Raw genomic sequence first — 15,901 nt, 5'->3', positions numbered from 1 at the left:
ATCCTTCAAACTATTCTACAAAACTTGTTGTTTGTATTACCTTAGTATTTTGAATTTTTAAGCCATTTTCTTTTGCAATACGAAGAATGCGATCAGGATTACTATATTCTTGTACTTGATAACTCAAATTAGCATTTGTTGTTTCTTGTTTACTTATATTACTTTCCAAACTTTGAATATTTCGATTTAATGTATCTACCTCTGAGCTAAAAGAAACAACATAAATAAGTGCTGCAGCAGTAATTAGTGCAAACATAACATATAGAAATTTTTCACCTGGTGTAATCCAACGTTTATGGACATGTACCTTTACTTGTTTCTTCGGTTCAGGCTGACGATTTAATTCTCTATTACGTTCAGGTATTGCTTGCTGCCAACTTCTTGCTTCACTTGTATTCATGCTTGTCCCCGCCCTTCTTCATAAAAAAACTGATTGTTCCAAGGTTTCACTTTTTCAACAATTCGAAGCTTTGCCGATCTAGCACGGCGATTCCGTTCTAACTCATCCTCATTAGCCGTAATTGGCTTTTTCGTGATTTGCTTAAATGGTGGTTGACTCGTCTCTGGTATTACTGGAATGTTCTTTGGAAGTGGTGGTAGTGCACTCCACTTCTTAAACGCTTGTTTGCATATACGATCTTCTAGCGAATGGAATGTAATGACAGCAACCCTACCACCAACATTTACAACTTCTGCAGCTTGGTGCAGCACATCATAAAAGGCATGCAATTCATCATTCACTGCAATACGAATTGCTTGAAAAACCCGTTTTGCAGGGTGTCCTCCAGTTCTTCTTGTCGCTGCTGGTATTCCCGTTTTAATAATCTCTGCCAATTCAAATGTTGTTTCAATTGATTTTTCTGATCGAGCAGCCTCAATCTTACGAGCGATTTGTTTGGAGAATTTCTCCTCTCCATATTTAAAAAAGATACGAACTAACGCTTCATATGACCAAGTATTGACAACTTGATAAGCAGAAGTAGGTTGTGTTTGATCCATCCGCATATCTAGAGGTGCGTCATGTTGATAACTAAAACCTCTTTCACTGTGATCCAATTGTGGGGATGACACGCCTAAATCAAATAACACACCATCCACTTGTTCAATTCCTTTCTCTGCTAAAACATCTTGTAAATATCTGAAATTTGAATGTACAAACAAGACCTTATTATGATAACCTTTAAGCCTTTCTTTAGCAGCTGCTAAAGCATGTTCATCCTGATCAAATGCGATTAGTAAGCCATCTTCATCTAATTTTTCTAGAATCTTTTCAGAATGTCCACCAGCCCCTAATGTTCCGTCAACATATATCCCATTTGGGCGAATATTTAAACCTTCTACAGCTTCTTGCTGCAGCACACTATCATGTTCAAACATCTCTGTTCACCTTCTTTTCTTTAACTGTTAACTTGTCCCATTATGTAAACCTTTATTTTTAAAAATCAATATCCATCATATTCTCTGCAATTTCTGCAAAGGATTCTTCCGATTCAGTTACATAACCACTCCAAGCTTCATTTGACCAAATCTCAACTCGATTTGACACCCCGATTACCGCGCATTCTTTATCTATTACCGCATATTTGCGTAAAGCAGCAGGGATATTTATTCTACCCTGTTTATCGACTTCACATTCTACTGCTCCAGAAAAGAAGAAACGCGTAAAAGCTCGCGCATCTTTTTTTGTTAGTGGTAATTTTTTTAACTTCTCTTCTAAAAGGCGCCATTCGTTCATTGGATAAGCAAACAAACATTGATCTAGCCCGCGTGTAATCACAAAAATTTCACCAAGATCCTCGCGAAATTTAGCAGGAACAATGATACGACCTTTGGCATCAATATTATGTTTGTATTCTCCCATAAACATACAGATCGCCCACCTTTTTTTTCATCTTACCACATTCCCCCACATTCCTCCACTCATTTTTGAAATTATTTGAATTGTTTTCCTACCGCACTGCGTATTAGCAAATAAACCACTTTCACATGTGTTTAAACGTTCGTTTTTAAGCCATAAAAAAACACGAAAACAGTAGTGTTTTCGTGTTTTTTTCAATATGCTACTTAATAAGTGGTGGAGAGTGGGTAACTTTATAATTTCACCACGTAATGATCATGCTCGAAGGAATAGGTGTGATCAACCATTTCATTAATCCAACCATAACCATGTTGATTTATAATAGAAATAACGTTCCAACATCGTTCTTGCAAGCCATTTCCAGGGCGTAATTTTAAATGCAGTTCGTCAAACACCTCTAATGTTTTGTGATGTTTTATCTCTACATTTTTCTTCAGTGCTTCTTCTAAAAAGTCTATATGCTGATGGATATAGCTTAGGTTTTTCTTTGCAACTTCTTCCAGATCTGGTCCCATTGTCTTTGCAATATCCCTTAACGGTTGATGTATCTGCTCAATTGCAAGCTTAGTCTGTTCCGCAATAGAATCTAATGGCGGATTTGATTGAGCAGCTATCCAGTTCACCTTGTCCTCGAAAGCTCCTCGCTCCATAAGTTTATTTATATCTAAAGCATAGCGATTAATATTTTTTTCACTTTTACGGTCTAACATTGTAAAAGATAATCTTGGTAATACTGGTGGCATTTCAAGATCTAATGTATGAAATGCCGGCTTCAGAATCGACCAATAACCTAATTCACCTGGCCCAGCCATAAAAGCGAGGGTCGGAAACAAACACTCTTGCATAAGCGGTCTTGTTACCACATTATTACTCAACCGAGCAGGTGCCTCTTCGGCAATCGCTAATAGCTCATCAGTTGTAAATTGACATTCTTGATTTTTACCTTCCCAAGTATCAGGACCAGTTTTAACTAAAAGAATGCGTTCTCCATTCAAATGATAAAACAGATGCCCATCTCCTTCATTTACATCAACCGAAACGCTATAACCCGCTTGTCGCACTGCTTGTAATTGTTGGTATACGGCAGAACTTATTTCAGGTTGTTTTTTAATCATTTCTTGAAAATATTTTTTCTCTAATTGACGAACGGACGCATTACCTGAATCAATTAAAACAAGACCTTCCCCTTTAAATAATAGACTAATAAAAGAAGCAAAAAAATCAACGTATGTATCCGATTGACCTAGCGCTTGTTTTGTTTGTTCATATATTTCTTTCGTATTAATCGTTTCATTTAACTGACTAAAGAGCGTATCTAACCATTCACTAGTTATTACGTGATCAATTGGTAGTTCTGATACTGACCTCTTTTCTGTAACACGTTGAGAAATAGTATGCTTTTTCATTCTATTTTGTTCCGGGAACAAAACATGATTAATTTCTGCAAAATCATGATCTTCACCAGCAATCCAAAATACAGGAATGACTGGTTGTCCTAATGCCTTTTCTTGTTTTTTCGCAAATGCAATAATGGAAATAATTTTATGTATCGTATAAAGCGGTCCTGATAAAAGGCCAGCTTGCTGCCCACCAATAACCACAACACTATTTGGATCATTTAAGCGTTCAATGTTAGTAAAAACTGTTTTGTCTGTATGCCATTTTGCATTTAGGTTTTCTAATGTACTCACTAACGTCTGTCGATTGTAGTTTTGCTTTTGTAATTCAAGTGCACGCTGCTTCATTGCACCCATTTCAAAAGGATTGTAGTCAAATTTTTCAATAATTGATTTTTTTTGATGATAATAATCATTTATTAAGTTACTTCGCGAGATTGATATCGGATTTATGTACACAAGTACCTGCTCCTTTGATGATTGATTGTGATTGTATAGGGTATCTTTTAAAAACTGTAATTTCGTTAACAGTACGTACTATTTTTTTAAAATAAGGCTCTTTTCGAAAACATTGTCGCTTGTAAAAATTCGGACTTGATATAAAATGCGCATTAGTGAAAATTTCTTACCCGCTACACAAGTGAAATGGACTCGCTTTCCGGGGGCAGGGATTTATGATGGGGCGAGTAATCGCAGCCCCACGGCTTCAGCTAACTAGGAGGCAAAAACCACCTCCTAGTGGATCTTCAGCTCGCGCTGTTCCCACAGGACAAGGAATGCTTCAATGAATTAACATTGCACGCAGAAAATCGGTTTGTATTTTCAAGGAGTCTCGACCATTTCACTTGCTCCGCTAGATAGCGTATCTTTTTTCATATAGATTAATGTATTTGTTGCTAAATTAACTTGTAATTAAACATAATAAAGCACTTTACACTCTTCTTAATTTAGGATTACACTAGCGTATCAAATGAAATTGGTGACACTCCAGCAGGAACAGCGAATGTTTCCGATGGGGCGAGTAATCGCAGTCCCACGGGCCGAAAATCCATTTTTAGAAGTGATCTTCTTCTAAAAATTAGTTGAGGCCGTGCCTGAGGAAAGGGAACCAATTTCATTTGATTAGCGGTTTAGAAGAGCAAAGAGTTAATGTGCAGTTTATAAAAATTGTGTCATAAACAATAACTTTTTAAAAGAGCGTTAAATAACGATATTATTTTCCATATGTATATGTTCGGAAATTCGATCTTTTATTATCATAACAGAAACTATTTAGATAGGGTAGAATACAGCACCATTAGATGCTGGTATACTTATACTCCTTCCATTTCTAACGCCTTTATCGCATGATAATAATTATTTATCAACGGTTTAGGGTTATCACTATGTTGCAACAAATAACCTAAGATACCATCTATTTCTGTTTTTCTGTTATTTTCTATATCTGTTTTCATTGATGAATCATTTTCAGTTGTTTTTTCAATAATACCGCGAATGCGTTCCCATTGTTCTTGCTCATTTAATTTTAATTCATTCGCTACTTCCTTACAGAGTGATTGTGCCAGATATAATAGATGTGGGTTGCTAAGTAGCGCACCATTTTTCACTTGGAAAACAGCAGTTATTGGATTGATTACACTGTTAATGATTAATTTATTATGTAACATATGTCGCCAATTACCAGTAAGAACAATTGGAAATTTATTATCAGACACATGATTATTAAGATGTTCGAAATCCTTTTGATCACCTTTAAATAAGGCAAGGTTTAGTTTCCCTTCACCTGTATATCTCACCGTTGTAGCATTAACTTTTCTTGCTGCATGTTCACAAGTTCCTATTATAATTGTATTAGAATAATCGAAATGATCTAGTGCATCAATATGACTCATTCCATTCTGTAAAAATACTAATGTAGAACAGGAGTGTTCAAGCTTTGGTAACAACTTTTCTACATCATATTGTTTCACACAAATAAAAATAAGTTCTTCTTGTTCTAATTCATCTATTAATAATGCGCGAGGATTATATGTATTTTCTTCAGGTAGACAAATAATTCCTTTTTGGTTTATTTGATTTTTTTGTACTTCGTTCCTAACATAAAGTGTTACATCATGGGATTGCTCTGTTAATAATCCAGCTAGTAACAAACCAATTGCGCCTCCGCCGACTACGCCAATCTTCATTTTTACACCTCAACATTATAACAGCATTAGTTTTATAAGATTTTCTTTCTTTTAAATCATATAATAATGCTGTTTATTCGTCTAGTCACAGGACTTAAAACCAAATGAGAGACCTTGCAGGTTAGCTACAAGGCCTCTCATTCAGTATGTTAATTTGTCAAACCCACCCCATAATTTTTGCATTTCAGCAAGGGTTTCTTCATATTTAGCAACTTGTTTTTTTAATGCATTATTTTCTTCTACTAGAGAATGTAGTTGTTGATAATCAATTGTCTTCCTTTTTTCAAACACATCATAATTTCCCTTAACCTTTTCTAAAATAGAAATAGCCGCTTCCAATGTTAGTTGATGATTCATTTCATCAGCAGGAGCATAATTTATTTCACTAGCTTGCTTTTTTCGTTCTTTTTTTGCTGCATCTATTTCTTGTTGGTATTGCTTCCGAATGGATGCATTCCACCGAAAACCACAAGCAGCTGGAGTTCTTGCTAATCTTTTTCCAACCTCTTTGAAGGCTTCTAACTGGGTTTTACCATCATGAATGTAACGTAAAACAGTTTCTGCAAGTAAAATATCCTCATCATTTGTCCAAGCATCTTGCCTTATCGCACTCATTTCATTCCCCCTCCTAGTACATTTACTATTAATGTATGCAAACGCTAGGGGTACTAGAATAGAATATGTTTAATTTAATACCATCAAAACCCTTTTATTCTGCAATTACAAATAATTCAATACAAACATGAAAAATTTAAGAAATCGACGAATTTTAGGGCGGGCAGATAACGTTAATAACGGTCAAACGAAGAACATCTGATCACATTTAGGATCAACCTTTGTCATTAAATGTTCCCTCTATACAGCAAAAAGATGACAGAGAATCTCTGTCATCTTTTTGCTTATAGAAAGCATGAAATTTGTTTCATAACTTTCTACGTCTACCCTATTGTTCTACTACTTGCTTCCCATCATATTGTCCGCATGATTTGCAAACATGGTGAGGTTTAGTAAGTTCACCACAATTGGAACATTCAATCATTCCAGGTACATGTAATTTTTTATGAGTACGACGTTGGTTTTTGACTTTTTTAGATGTTTTTCTTTTTGGTACTGCCATGTCTTACACCTCCTTCACTAGCGAAACGAAAATCTTTTCCTTATCCTATTAACACATAAGGTAAGGAAGTGGCCTAAATGTACACTTTACCTTATTGATTTTCTTTCTTGTCATTATCTTCAAATAAAGATTGTAATTTTTTCATACGAGGATCAATCGATTCCTCTTTTTTTTCTTCAGAGACTACTTCCCAACCTTCACCGGCTGTTAATGCATGTTCTCTTAATTGTTCTTCACTTGCATAAACACGAAAAGGTATCTCCAATATTACATTTTCCTTTATATAAGGCTCTAAGTCAAGCACTTCTCCTGAAATAGGATGAATTTCTGACTCATCTTCTGCATTATAATACGGATTGGTGGAAAAAACCTCTACTGCTTCCAATTCAAATGGATATTCTACATCTATTAACGTCCGCGCACACGGTAAAATCATTTTACCTTTTATCGTAAATTGGCAAGTGATTTGATCCCCTTGCGCTGTCGCAATTCCTTCAACTTGCACAGGATCGATTTGTCGAATATCATTATTCCATGTTTCAATTTCTGAAATATCAACTTTCTCATCAAATTGAAATACATCAGAATGAGCTATTTTTTGAATGGAAATTTTCATTTCTATCACCTCAAGGCACAAAGTTTATTGTAAAAGGTATTTCACCTTTTGTCAACATTTTTTCTTTACAGTAAGTTTTTGTAGTTTTTTTCGATCAAAGCTATGGTACAATACTATCCAGAAGGAGTGGAATCTATGCAAGCATGCGGTATTATTGTAGAATATAATCCCTTCCATTACGGACATCAACACCACCTAAAAAAAGCAAAAGAAATATCAGGCGCAACCTGTATTATTGCTTGTATGAGCGGTAATTTCTTGCAAAGAGGAGAGCCTGCTATCATCGATAAATTTAAACGGACGCAAATGGCAATTGATCAAGGTGTCGATATTGTCATTGAGTTACCTTATGCACACACCGTACAACACAGTGATCAGTTTGCATATGGCGCAGTCAATCTCTTAAATGAATTAGGTGTTTCTTCGATTTGTTTTGGTAGTGAACAAGGAGATATATCCTCATTTTTTAAAAGTTATCAAGCTTATCAGGAAAACAAAGAAGATTTTGATTCAACCCTAAAGCAAGAGTTAGCTTTAGGAAAATCATTTCCTTTGGCTTCCAATGTTGCATTTGAAGCTATTGGATTAGGACATACCAACAACTCTCTTGATCTTAGTAAACCAAACAATATATTAGGATTTAGCTATGTGAAAAGCATTCATGCAATAGACCCATCAATTAAAGCTATCACAATTAAAAGGTTACAAAGTTCCTATCATGACCAAACGATTACATCGCCTTATGCGAGTGCAACTAGTATTCGTCATGAGTTAATCAAGCAACAAGCTTTTACTGCAACAGTAAGTCCAACTTTACCAGCTAGCTCTAAACATTATTTGGAAACATATAAACACGAAACAGGAATTTGGCATACTTGGGAAGCGTATTTTTCTTTACTCCAATATCGTGTACTAACTATGTCAGCTGAAGAATTACAAATGATCCATGGTGTAGATGAAGGTTTCGAACACCGCTTGAAAAGAACAGCTAAAGACGTCATGAGTTTTCAAGAGTGGATTGACATATTAAAGACAAAGCGTTATACACAAACCCGCATACAACGTATGTTTGTTCACTTATTGACAAATACATCAAAAGCAGCAATTCATTCTATACAGGTTGATAAAAAAGCACCCTACATCCGTTTACTCGGTATGTCACAACAAGGCAAAGACTATTTAAATCAAACGAAAAAAAATAGAACTGTTCCTATTATGACACAACTTAATCGAAATATCCCAATGATGATGACCTTGGATGAACGCGCAACTGATGCTTACTATGCAGTTATCCCAAGACATTTGAGGAAGCAATTACGCATGCAAGAATTTCAACCTCCATATCAAACATAACAACTTTAACATTAAATGCGAGCAGACATATTATTAATGCCTGTTCGCATTATCTATTTTACTGCAAGGTTTGTAAGTACGTAAGCGCATCCTGGAAAGTATCAACAGGAACAATCTCCATAGAAGTACCGATTTCTTCTGCAGTTTCAACCGCAATTTGATAATTCGAGTCTTCTATTCCATTTTGATAAGGTGCGAAAAATACATTGCATCCTTCTTCATGCGCTGCAACTACTTTTTTGTCTATTCCGCCAATTGGCAAAACATCACCTTCATAGCTAATTTCTCCTGTACCAGCAATTTGATAACCATTTGTTAAATCTTCCTCTGTTAATTGGTCATAAATCTCTAATGCAAACATCAATCCAGCACTAGGGCCGCCAATATCACCACTAGAAAAGGATAACTCTGGATCTACGGTTACCTCACGATTCGTTACAAGTTGTATTCCTATACCAATTTTTTCTGGTTTGTTCGGAAAAGGTGCTAAACTAATTGTTTCCGTCAAATACTCTTCTTCTCTTTCAATTGTAACTGTTATGTCCGTTCCTACTTCTTCCTCTTTTACTAAGGCAATCAATCCTTCTGCGTCTTTAACAGACTGATTATCAACCTCTGTAATCTTATCACCTGTTTGCAGTTTACCTTCAGCTGGCATACCATCTACCACTGAAACGACATATACGCCTTCATAAGAAATCTCAATCTCTTCACCTGCTGCTTCATATGCTACAACTTTTGAAGCTTGTTGTGAGCTTTCCATCATTTGTAATTGAACTTGGAAATATTCCTCTCGGCTAACCCCTTCAGGAAACACATCTTCTAATCTCTTAATGTCATGATAGGGGTTGAACATCGCCCAAAGGTAACCTATTGGTGTGGCTTGACCACCACTTACTGTCACAAGATGCATATCTCCTTCACTTTGATACCCATCATCAACTTGGACAACAGGGTTTAATGCATCCGCACCTCCTGGTTTATATATGTAATATGGCAATTGATAGGAAACCAGAAAAGAAAAGCTAATTATTAAAGCTAGGTAAGTAAAAAATTTCTTTTTATTCCACGTCATTTTTTTCCCCTCTTGTTGTTTATTTTTTCTCCTACTTTTGAGTATTTACCGGTCACGTTATTAGGAAAAGTAGTGTGTCGTACTACATTTATTTTATGTAAATAAATGAAAGATAGACTTTTTCCTTAATGTTAAGCATAAAAAAAAGCCTTGCTCGCGTATATTGATATAGTAGCTTGGACTAATAAACTACATTCATTTTACTATTTATTGAAATAGATGTACAGCAAAGAAACAAGAACTAGGGGGCAGAACATTGGATTCTAAATTTAAATCAGCTTTTTTAGCACTTATCGCATTATGGGTAGCTATCACACTAATATCTTTTCCAGAGAATACATTAGAAGCAAGTTTACGTGGCGTAGACATGTGGTGGGGAACTGTATTTCCTTCATTGCTTCCATTTTTTATAACAGCAGAATTATTAATTGGTTTTGGTGTTGTGCGTTTCATCGGTGTACTATTTGAGCCAATAATGCGCCCTCTATTCAATGTACCTGGTGTAGGAAGTTTTGTTTGGGCAATGGGAATGGCTAGTGGGTACCCATCAGGTGCCAAACTGACAGCTAGACTTAGACAAGAGAATCAATTATCGAAAATAGAGGCTGAACGGTTAGTTTCTTTTACAAATGCATCAAATCCATTATTTATTATTGCAGCTGTATCAGTTGGTTTTTTTCATGACGCAACACTAGGGTTTTTATTAGCTGTTGTACATTACACTAGCAATGCATTAGTGGGTGTTTGTATGCGGTTTTATGGAAGAGACAATGAAAAACAACAAAAAGGCGAGAAACGAAAGGTTACACTTAAAAAAGCTTTTCTTGAATTACATGAAACACGTTTAAAAGATAAGCGACCATTTGGTAAAATTTTTGGTGATGCGGTTATAAATTCTGTTCAAACATTATTAATGATTGGCGGATTCATTATTATGTTCTCTGTATTCACTTCTCTTTTACGCGCAGTCGGTATTGCTACATTTATCTCAGGTGGCTTTGCGGTTATACTGGAGGCACTATACCTTCCTAGCGAACTTGCCTTACCAATATTTTCAGGGTTATTCGAGATCACTACAGGTGCACAATTAATTTCTAATACCAATTTAGATAGTCTATTAGCACAAGCAATTGGGTTAAGTTTTATTTTCGCTTTTAACGGATTCTCTGTTCAAGCACAAGTTGCAAGCATTCTAGCTGAGACCGACATTCGCTTTCTCCCTTACTTTTTCGCACGTATTTTACACGGAATATTGGCAAGTGGATTAGTAATCTTGCTTTTCCCTTATTTATATACAAATCAAACGGATAATCCAACTATTTCTATACCAGCATTCTTAACCATTGAACCCACTTCTTCGTTCTCTTTATACATATTCTTACAAGAAACAGGCCCTATTATTACAATATCTACACTGTTCATCGCCAGCTTAATTATGATGCACAGATTAAAAAGCAATTTTAGATAGAATATAAAAAGCTAATCACCTGATTAGCTTTTACCAAATTATCTATACTTTTTTTGTAATGCTTCTTCAACTACTTTAGGAACTAAATCCGATACATTAGCTTGATACTTGGCTACTTCTTTTACCATACTAGAACTTAAAAAAGAATATTGATTATTTGTCATGATAAAGAATGTTTCAACATCCTCATTTAATTTGCGATTCATTGATGTTATTTGTAATTCATATTCAAAGTCACTAACTGCACGAAGACCTCGAACAATTGCTTCCGCTTTTTTTTCACGAGCGTAATCGACAAGTAACCCACTATGTGAATCAACAGAAACATTAGGCATATCTGCAGTTGCTTTCTTAAGCAATTCCATCCGTTCTTCTACAGTGAAGAGCGGAGACTTCGATTGATTATTAAAAACCGCTACCACAAGGTGATCAAATACTTTCGCACCTCTTTGTATAATATCTAAATGCCCATATGTAACAGGATCAAAGCTACCTGGACAAATCGCAAGCCTACCCATTTCTTTCTTCCTCCTTTTTATATAGCGTTACAGCTGTTGTACCCCCATAAGTTTCTGATTTCACCTTATTAAAACCAGCATGTTCATCAGGTAATGCTTGCCTTGCCTCGTGTTCACAAACAATTATCGTTTTCTCAGTTGTTAGTTGAAATGTTTGTAAACCTTCTAATAGCTTTTCATACGAAACCTTTTGATAAGGAGGGTCTAAAAAAACCAGATCAAACAACAACCCTCTTTTTCCAGCCGCTTTTAATGCACGAAATGCATCAGTACGAAATACTTCAGCACTGCCTTCTAAATCTAATGTTTTTAGATTCGTATAAATAGTTTGAATTGCTTTAGGTTGTTGGTCGACAAAAATTGAGTGATCTATCCCCCTACTTAATGCTTCTATACCCAAGCCGCCACTTCCTGCAAAAAGATCTAAACAATTTCCGCCTGAAAAAAATGGGCCAATCATTTGAAATAATGCTTCTTTCACCTTGTCCGTAGTTGGACGAGTAAGTTTATTCGGGACAGCCTGTAATCGATGACCTTTATATGTACCTGCAATAACTCTCATAAAACGACACCTCTAATTCCTATTAATCGACTACTATCGTATCATATAATCTATTTTTCACAAACATTATTGCTATTTATCCCTCACCTCAATAAATAGTTGATGTTTATCTTAAAAGGGGACTAGGTGCAGTATTAACAAAGTTTGAAATAATGGATTCAAGTGCGATCGGCATTTGCCTCGACACTTATAAAAATTCAATTTAATCCACGTATAGAATTTACTTTCTCGTCCATACTAGGCTAGTGAGGTGGCTAAACTAGACTTTGGTTACTTCTTGAAGACGGAGAAGGCTTACGTTTCCCCATAAGTTCTTCCTCCGGTTTCTCCTCTCCCTTTGCCTTTTTGGTTTCTATGAAATCAAAAAGGGCCTGCAGACAAAAATCTGCAGGCTTTTTTTATAAGTATTTTTATAAATTAGATACCCATTTTGTACTCATATTCCTTTTCTTTTGCATTATCTTTTTGAGCATTTTCGTACTCTGTTTTGATAAACGGTTTAAAAGAATGCTCTACTTTTGTGATGAATGGAAGCTTTTGTAGTTTTACTAACTTATCTTCCGCTTCTTCTTGATCCACATACACAACAGCATATTTTAGATTTCTTGAAACGTAAATTAAATGACCATATCGCTTAATTTGTTTCATGTTTTTCATATGTTGAAACCAAACAATTAACCCTTGTCTTTTTATGCGCATGTTGTTAGTCCTCACTTACTTATATGATATCTTCCTTAATTAAAAACAAAATTAGATATGATGCTTAACAACCGCATGAGCCGCCAGAACCACAACCACTATCTGTTAATAGAGCACCATCTTTTGGTACTTTAACTTGTTTACTGACACTATAAGCAATACGTTCGCTAACTTCATCTAATAAACCTTGTAAGCTTCTTTCTGCTATTTTAAAAGCAGCAACTTTATCATTCATGTCCATCTCACGCTTAGTTGTACGAATGGTCTTCATAACAACACTGTAATCGGGATGATAACGACCAAATCGCTGAACTTCTTCATACTTTTCCTTTTCATCGTGAAAAGCTGTAATAAGGCTTTGAGCTTCCGTATCATTTGCTAATGTATTTTTTGCGTCTATATAATTAAACATGACATCTGACTTTAAGATCATTTGACCAATATATTCAGATTCATCTAATAAATCAACTACTTCAGTTGTAGCTAACAACATCATCACCTCCACTTAGAAATATCATACCAGTAATACTGTAAAAAAAAAAGGCTAAGCGCTAATCTTTCATTGCACTTGCCATTTGAAATAACATAGCCATCATTTGCATTTGATCTGAAACTTTTTCTACTCGTTGTGGAATTGTCCTTCCGTGGAATCGTTTTGCCTGTTTTTCAAACAAATCTAGTTTACTTGGATCTCTAGTTAATGTCCGGTACCACGATGGTTCATGTCGCAAATAAAATAATAGCATTGGTTTTGTCCTCAAATAACTATACACAGATGGATCCATATTTACCTCCTCTAATCTTGGTTAAAATAAAAAGGACGTCTCATTGGTGGTGGGTTCGTTGATTTAGAGGGAATTTGTTTTTTGACATCTTGATATTGTGCTACTAACGATTGAATATTTGTTATTGCGCCGTTTAATTGTTCAATATGACCTTCCATTTTATTGAGGTCTACTTTTTCCATCATTCCTGCCACCTGTTTCATCCAATCTTTATTTTTCTTGTTTTCTCCTGTGGAGGTTTTGTTAGATGTTTGATCATCTGAAATTTGACGATATTTTTCCCAACTTGGATCATCCTCGCCTAGCAAGACCCACTCTTCGTAATAATGCTGCCATTTATGATTTCCATTTCGAACTTCCTTAACCAAGCCTGGATGATCTTGAACAAATGCTTTAAATTTCTCAACATTTGGATGCAATTCAGGATTAGACATAATCGTATCACCTCTTATCCCTATTCTCTATCAGAATAGCTTATGTCTGAATAGGCTAAATGGTGACTTATCATCATATCCTAATGTTTTATTGTTTATTGTTTTAAAAAGTTTTGAGTATAATAATCTTGATATACACCCACACCTAAATCCGTGTAATCAGCTTTAATTAACGCTTGTCGATGCCCTTTACTATTTAACCATCCTTCTACAGCAGCAGGACCATCTATGTGCTGGGCAGCAATATTTTCTCCAGCAGCTTTATAATATGTATGATTTGACTCTAATCTTTCTTTTAAACCATCACCAGTTTGTGAGTAATGGGAGAAATAATTATTAACCGCCATATCCTTGCTGTGTTTGTAGGCAACTTCCCGTGCTTGTTGATTCCAAGTTAATTGTTTTTGGTTAAAACGTTTTCTAATAACATTCGTAATGTCAAAAATCTGCTTTTCTGCACCTGTTTCAACAATTCGCCATTGCTTGGTTGAAATTATAGGCGGCTCAGGTAATTCCCCACGATAATAAAGTTCATAAGGTTGTTGTACCAATAAGATATCTTTTGTCATTAATCGAAATGATGACAATCTGTCAGTATGGGAGTCAAAGTAAAATTGAATAAACAGATTTTCACTAAGCTGTTTTAACGGTTTAATTTCTTTATCCAAATCCGTTAATTTAAATGTATATGTAGAAAAGGAAACGTTATCCTCAAATTGATAGTGATCTTGCAACTCTCGGTAAGAAGCTCCTAATTGGATCGGGTCAAAATTATATGCATCACCAGTAGCAAATACAGTAACAATTTTGTCTTCCTTTATGCCAAATTGAATATAATAATCAACTTCATTTTGATATATCCACCATGTATAGCCATAACCGCTTAGATCTTTACGTATCGGTTCACCATATTCCTCCTGCAAACTACCTGTCGTTCGGTCAATCCAATCTAAAAAGTTTTTTTCATGCCCCTTTTTTTCCACTGGATTTTGGGAAGAAAGCTTCAAATCCTTTGCAGATTCGTTTTGAATCAACCATAACTCTATGTTAGATACTATTTTATCTGTTCCTGACTCTCCTTGGATTATGTATATTAAACCAAAGATCATCAAGAAGAGAAAAAGTATATTTTTCAGCATATTCATGCAAACTTCCCCTTTATGTACATCCAGAAGATCACTGATCATTGTATCTCCTTATCCTCATTATAGTTTGCACCTATCTACATGAAAAGACTCTTTACTAAAATAAGTAAAGAGTCCTAATTCTTTATAATTAATGAACTTCAGGGTGTTCAGATATCTCTTCTAACGCATGTCCTGCAGCCAAGTTTGATTTTTCTTCTAAAGCTAAATCACCTAAAGCCACGATACCGACTAGCTTTTTTTGTTCTACAATTGGCAAACGACGAATTTGATGCTCTGCCATTATTGCACTTGCTTCTTGCACGCTTGTTGTTGGCTCTGCAGAAACAAGATGATCCGTCATCACTTCATTAATTTTTGTTGTTCCAGGCTTATCTTTTGCATATCCTCTTACAACTAAATCTCGATCAGTTACCATACCACGCAATTCTTGATTTTGCTCGCAAACAGGGATAGCTCCGACGTTATTTTCCGTCATCTTTTTTGCTGCATCTATTAACGAATCATTGGACGTACAATAAACAACGTCCTGAGCCATTATTTCTTTAACTGTTTTCATATGTTTTCCTCCTTTTCGATCATTAATGATGAATGACCTTTTCATCACTTGTTATTATGACCGAATTTGTTGAAAACTTGCAGATTGTAAAGAAACAACTTGCATGAAATTTGCACCAAATTATAATAA

Annotated in this window: 19 protein-coding genes; 2 read left to right on the top strand and 17 right to left on the bottom strand. The window is 35.3% G+C overall.

The genetic code is table 11. From position 1 onward, the window contains the following. Nucleotides 1-10: 10 nt before the first annotated feature. The 8 genes from ftsL to D2K40_RS03380 all read right to left on the bottom strand — a co-directional run bounded on the left by ftsL (nucleotide 11) and on the right by D2K40_RS03380 (nucleotide 7,174). Nucleotides 11-400, bottom strand: a complete 390-nt coding sequence (gene ftsL, locus D2K40_RS03415; RefSeq protein WP_117153008.1) for a cell division protein FtsL — start codon at nucleotides 398-400, stop codon at nucleotides 11-13. After that, entirely contained in the window at nucleotides 397-1,377 is a 981-nt protein-coding gene (gene rsmH, locus D2K40_RS03410) for a 16S rRNA (cytosine(1402)-N(4))-methyltransferase RsmH (protein WP_117153006.1), read from the bottom strand. Before rsmH ends, ftsL begins: the two co-directional genes overlap by 4 nt. Before the next feature lie 58 nt (nucleotides 1,378-1,435). Next, the gene (mraZ, locus tag D2K40_RS03405) at nucleotides 1,436-1,867 is read right to left on the bottom strand and encodes a division/cell wall cluster transcriptional repressor MraZ (protein ID WP_117153004.1); all 432 of its coding nucleotides are present in this window, start codon (nucleotides 1,865-1,867) and stop codon (nucleotides 1,436-1,438) included. A 224-nt stretch (nucleotides 1,868-2,091) separates the two neighbouring features. Further along, entirely contained in the window at nucleotides 2,092-3,714 is a 1,623-nt protein-coding gene (gene bshC, locus D2K40_RS03400; RefSeq protein WP_117153002.1) for a bacillithiol biosynthesis cysteine-adding enzyme BshC, read from the bottom strand. A gap of 854 nt (nucleotides 3,715-4,568) precedes the next feature. Then, nucleotides 4,569-5,441: a 2-dehydropantoate 2-reductase gene (locus D2K40_RS03395; RefSeq protein WP_117153000.1), complete on the bottom strand. Its 873-nt coding sequence runs from the start codon at nucleotides 5,439-5,441 to the stop codon at nucleotides 4,569-4,571. A 141-nt stretch (nucleotides 5,442-5,582) separates the two neighbouring features. Beyond that, nucleotides 5,583-6,056 (bottom strand): RsfA family transcriptional regulator, encoded by a 474-nt coding sequence (locus D2K40_RS03390; RefSeq protein ID WP_117152998.1) that lies wholly within the window; start codon nucleotides 6,054-6,056, stop codon nucleotides 5,583-5,585. A 328-nt stretch (nucleotides 6,057-6,384) separates the two neighbouring features. Continuing rightward, on the bottom strand, nucleotides 6,385-6,558 hold the full coding sequence (gene rpmF, locus D2K40_RS03385) for a 50S ribosomal protein L32 (RefSeq protein WP_117152996.1): 174 nt from the start codon (nucleotides 6,556-6,558) through the stop codon (nucleotides 6,385-6,387). A gap of 91 nt (nucleotides 6,559-6,649) precedes the next feature. Then, a complete protein-coding gene (locus D2K40_RS03380; RefSeq protein WP_117152994.1) occupies nucleotides 6,650-7,174 on the bottom strand; it encodes a YceD family protein in 525 nt (174 codons plus the stop codon). Nucleotides 7,175-7,309: 135 nt separating this feature from the next. Between D2K40_RS03380 and D2K40_RS03375 the strand changes: the two genes are divergently transcribed. Continuing rightward, nucleotides 7,310-8,527, top strand: coding sequence for a nucleotidyltransferase (locus D2K40_RS03375; protein WP_117152992.1), 1,218 nt, complete (start codon nucleotides 7,310-7,312; stop codon nucleotides 8,525-8,527). Between the two features lie 58 nt (nucleotides 8,528-8,585). Here the strand turns inward: D2K40_RS03375 and D2K40_RS03370 are convergent, their stop codons facing one another. After that, a complete protein-coding gene (locus D2K40_RS03370) occupies nucleotides 8,586-9,602 on the bottom strand; it encodes a SepM family pheromone-processing serine protease (protein ID WP_117152990.1) in 1,017 nt (338 codons plus the stop codon). A gap of 256 nt (nucleotides 9,603-9,858) precedes the next feature. Between D2K40_RS03370 and ylbJ the strand changes: the two genes are divergently transcribed. Next, nucleotides 9,859-11,070, top strand: coding sequence for a sporulation integral membrane protein YlbJ (gene ylbJ, locus D2K40_RS03365; protein ID WP_117152988.1), 1,212 nt, complete (start codon nucleotides 9,859-9,861; stop codon nucleotides 11,068-11,070). 38 nt (nucleotides 11,071-11,108) lie between these two features. Here ylbJ and coaD read toward each other — a convergent pair whose 3' ends face one another. From coaD to D2K40_RS03325, 8 genes are all read right to left on the bottom strand, one after another. Beyond that, nucleotides 11,109-11,588, bottom strand: a complete 480-nt coding sequence (gene coaD / locus D2K40_RS03360; RefSeq protein WP_117152986.1) for a pantetheine-phosphate adenylyltransferase — start codon at nucleotides 11,586-11,588, stop codon at nucleotides 11,109-11,111. Continuing rightward, the gene (gene rsmD / locus D2K40_RS03355; RefSeq protein WP_117152984.1) at nucleotides 11,581-12,150 is read right to left on the bottom strand and encodes a 16S rRNA (guanine(966)-N(2))-methyltransferase RsmD; all 570 of its coding nucleotides are present in this window, start codon (nucleotides 12,148-12,150) and stop codon (nucleotides 11,581-11,583) included. Before rsmD ends, coaD begins: the two co-directional genes overlap by 8 nt. A gap of 417 nt (nucleotides 12,151-12,567) precedes the next feature. Beyond that, nucleotides 12,568-12,849 carry a YlbG family protein gene (locus D2K40_RS03350; protein WP_117152982.1) on the bottom strand — a complete coding sequence of 94 codons (282 nt, stop codon included), beginning with the start codon at nucleotides 12,847-12,849 and terminating at the stop codon, nucleotides 12,568-12,570. Between the two features lie 64 nt (nucleotides 12,850-12,913). After that, nucleotides 12,914-13,339: a YlbF/YmcA family competence regulator gene (locus D2K40_RS03345; protein ID WP_117153115.1), complete on the bottom strand. Its 426-nt coding sequence runs from the start codon at nucleotides 13,337-13,339 to the stop codon at nucleotides 12,914-12,916. Between the two features lie 61 nt (nucleotides 13,340-13,400). Next, nucleotides 13,401-13,634 (bottom strand): YlbE-like family protein, encoded by a 234-nt coding sequence (locus D2K40_RS03340; protein ID WP_117152980.1) that lies wholly within the window; start codon nucleotides 13,632-13,634, stop codon nucleotides 13,401-13,403. A gap of 11 nt (nucleotides 13,635-13,645) precedes the next feature. Continuing rightward, complete coding sequence (gene ylbD / locus D2K40_RS03335; protein WP_117152978.1) at nucleotides 13,646-14,068, bottom strand: YlbD family protein; 423 nt, start codon at nucleotides 14,066-14,068, stop codon at nucleotides 13,646-13,648. A 95-nt stretch (nucleotides 14,069-14,163) separates the two neighbouring features. Further along, a complete protein-coding gene (locus D2K40_RS03330) occupies nucleotides 14,164-15,213 on the bottom strand; it encodes a CAP domain-containing protein (protein WP_162879123.1) in 1,050 nt (349 codons plus the stop codon). 130 nt (nucleotides 15,214-15,343) lie between these two features. Continuing rightward, nucleotides 15,344-15,772: a CBS domain-containing protein gene (locus tag D2K40_RS03325; protein ID WP_117152974.1), complete on the bottom strand. Its 429-nt coding sequence runs from the start codon at nucleotides 15,770-15,772 to the stop codon at nucleotides 15,344-15,346. Nucleotides 15,773-15,901: the final 129 nt, after the last annotated feature.

It is taken from the genome of Paraliobacillus quinghaiensis (assembly GCF_003426025.1).
Classification (GTDB): Bacteria; Bacillota; Bacilli; order Bacillales; family Amphibacillaceae; genus Paraliobacillus_A; species Paraliobacillus_A quinghaiensis.
This window is presented reverse-complemented; position numbering and strand designations above follow the sequence as displayed.

What these genes read in the sequence shown, in the direction of transcription:
- ftsL (WP_117153008.1), bottom strand. Translation starts at nt 400, where the DNA reads ATGAATACAAGTGAAGCAAGAAGTTGGCAGCAAGCAATACCTGAACGT.
- rsmH (WP_117153006.1), bottom strand. Translation starts at nt 1,377, where the DNA reads ATGTTTGAACATGATAGTGTGCTGCAGCAAGAAGCTGTAGAAGGTTTA.
- mraZ (WP_117153004.1), bottom strand. Translation starts at nt 1,867, where the DNA reads ATGTTTATGGGAGAATACAAACATAATATTGATGCCAAAGGTCGTATC.
- D2K40_RS03395 (WP_117153000.1), bottom strand. Translation starts at nt 5,441, where the DNA reads ATGAAGATTGGCGTAGTCGGCGGAGGCGCAATTGGTTTGTTACTAGCT.
- D2K40_RS03390 (WP_117152998.1), bottom strand. Translation starts at nt 6,056, where the DNA reads ATGAGTGCGATAAGGCAAGATGCTTGGACAAATGATGAGGATATTTTA.
- rpmF (WP_117152996.1), bottom strand. Translation starts at nt 6,558, where the DNA reads ATGGCAGTACCAAAAAGAAAAACATCTAAAAAAGTCAAAAACCAACGT.
- D2K40_RS03380 (WP_117152994.1), bottom strand. Translation starts at nt 7,174, where the DNA reads ATGAAAATTTCCATTCAAAAAATAGCTCATTCTGATGTATTTCAATTT.
- D2K40_RS03375 (WP_117152992.1), top strand. Translation starts at nt 7,310, where the DNA reads ATGCAAGCATGCGGTATTATTGTAGAATATAATCCCTTCCATTACGGA.
- D2K40_RS03370 (WP_117152990.1), bottom strand. Translation starts at nt 9,602, where the DNA reads ATGACGTGGAATAAAAAGAAATTTTTTACTTACCTAGCTTTAATAATT.
- coaD (WP_117152986.1), bottom strand. Translation starts at nt 11,588, where the DNA reads ATGGGTAGGCTTGCGATTTGTCCAGGTAGCTTTGATCCTGTTACATAT.
- rsmD (WP_117152984.1), bottom strand. Translation starts at nt 12,150, where the DNA reads ATGAGAGTTATTGCAGGTACATATAAAGGTCATCGATTACAGGCTGTC.
- D2K40_RS03350 (WP_117152982.1), bottom strand. Translation starts at nt 12,849, where the DNA reads ATGCGCATAAAAAGACAAGGGTTAATTGTTTGGTTTCAACATATGAAA.
- D2K40_RS03340 (WP_117152980.1), bottom strand. Translation starts at nt 13,634, where the DNA reads ATGGATCCATCTGTGTATAGTTATTTGAGGACAAAACCAATGCTATTA.
- ylbD (WP_117152978.1), bottom strand. Translation starts at nt 14,068, where the DNA reads ATGTCTAATCCTGAATTGCATCCAAATGTTGAGAAATTTAAAGCATTT.
- D2K40_RS03330 (WP_162879123.1), bottom strand. Translation starts at nt 15,213, where the DNA reads ATGAATATGCTGAAAAATATACTTTTTCTCTTCTTGATGATCTTTGGT.
- D2K40_RS03325 (WP_117152974.1), bottom strand. Translation starts at nt 15,772, where the DNA reads ATGAAAACAGTTAAAGAAATAATGGCTCAGGACGTTGTTTATTGTACG.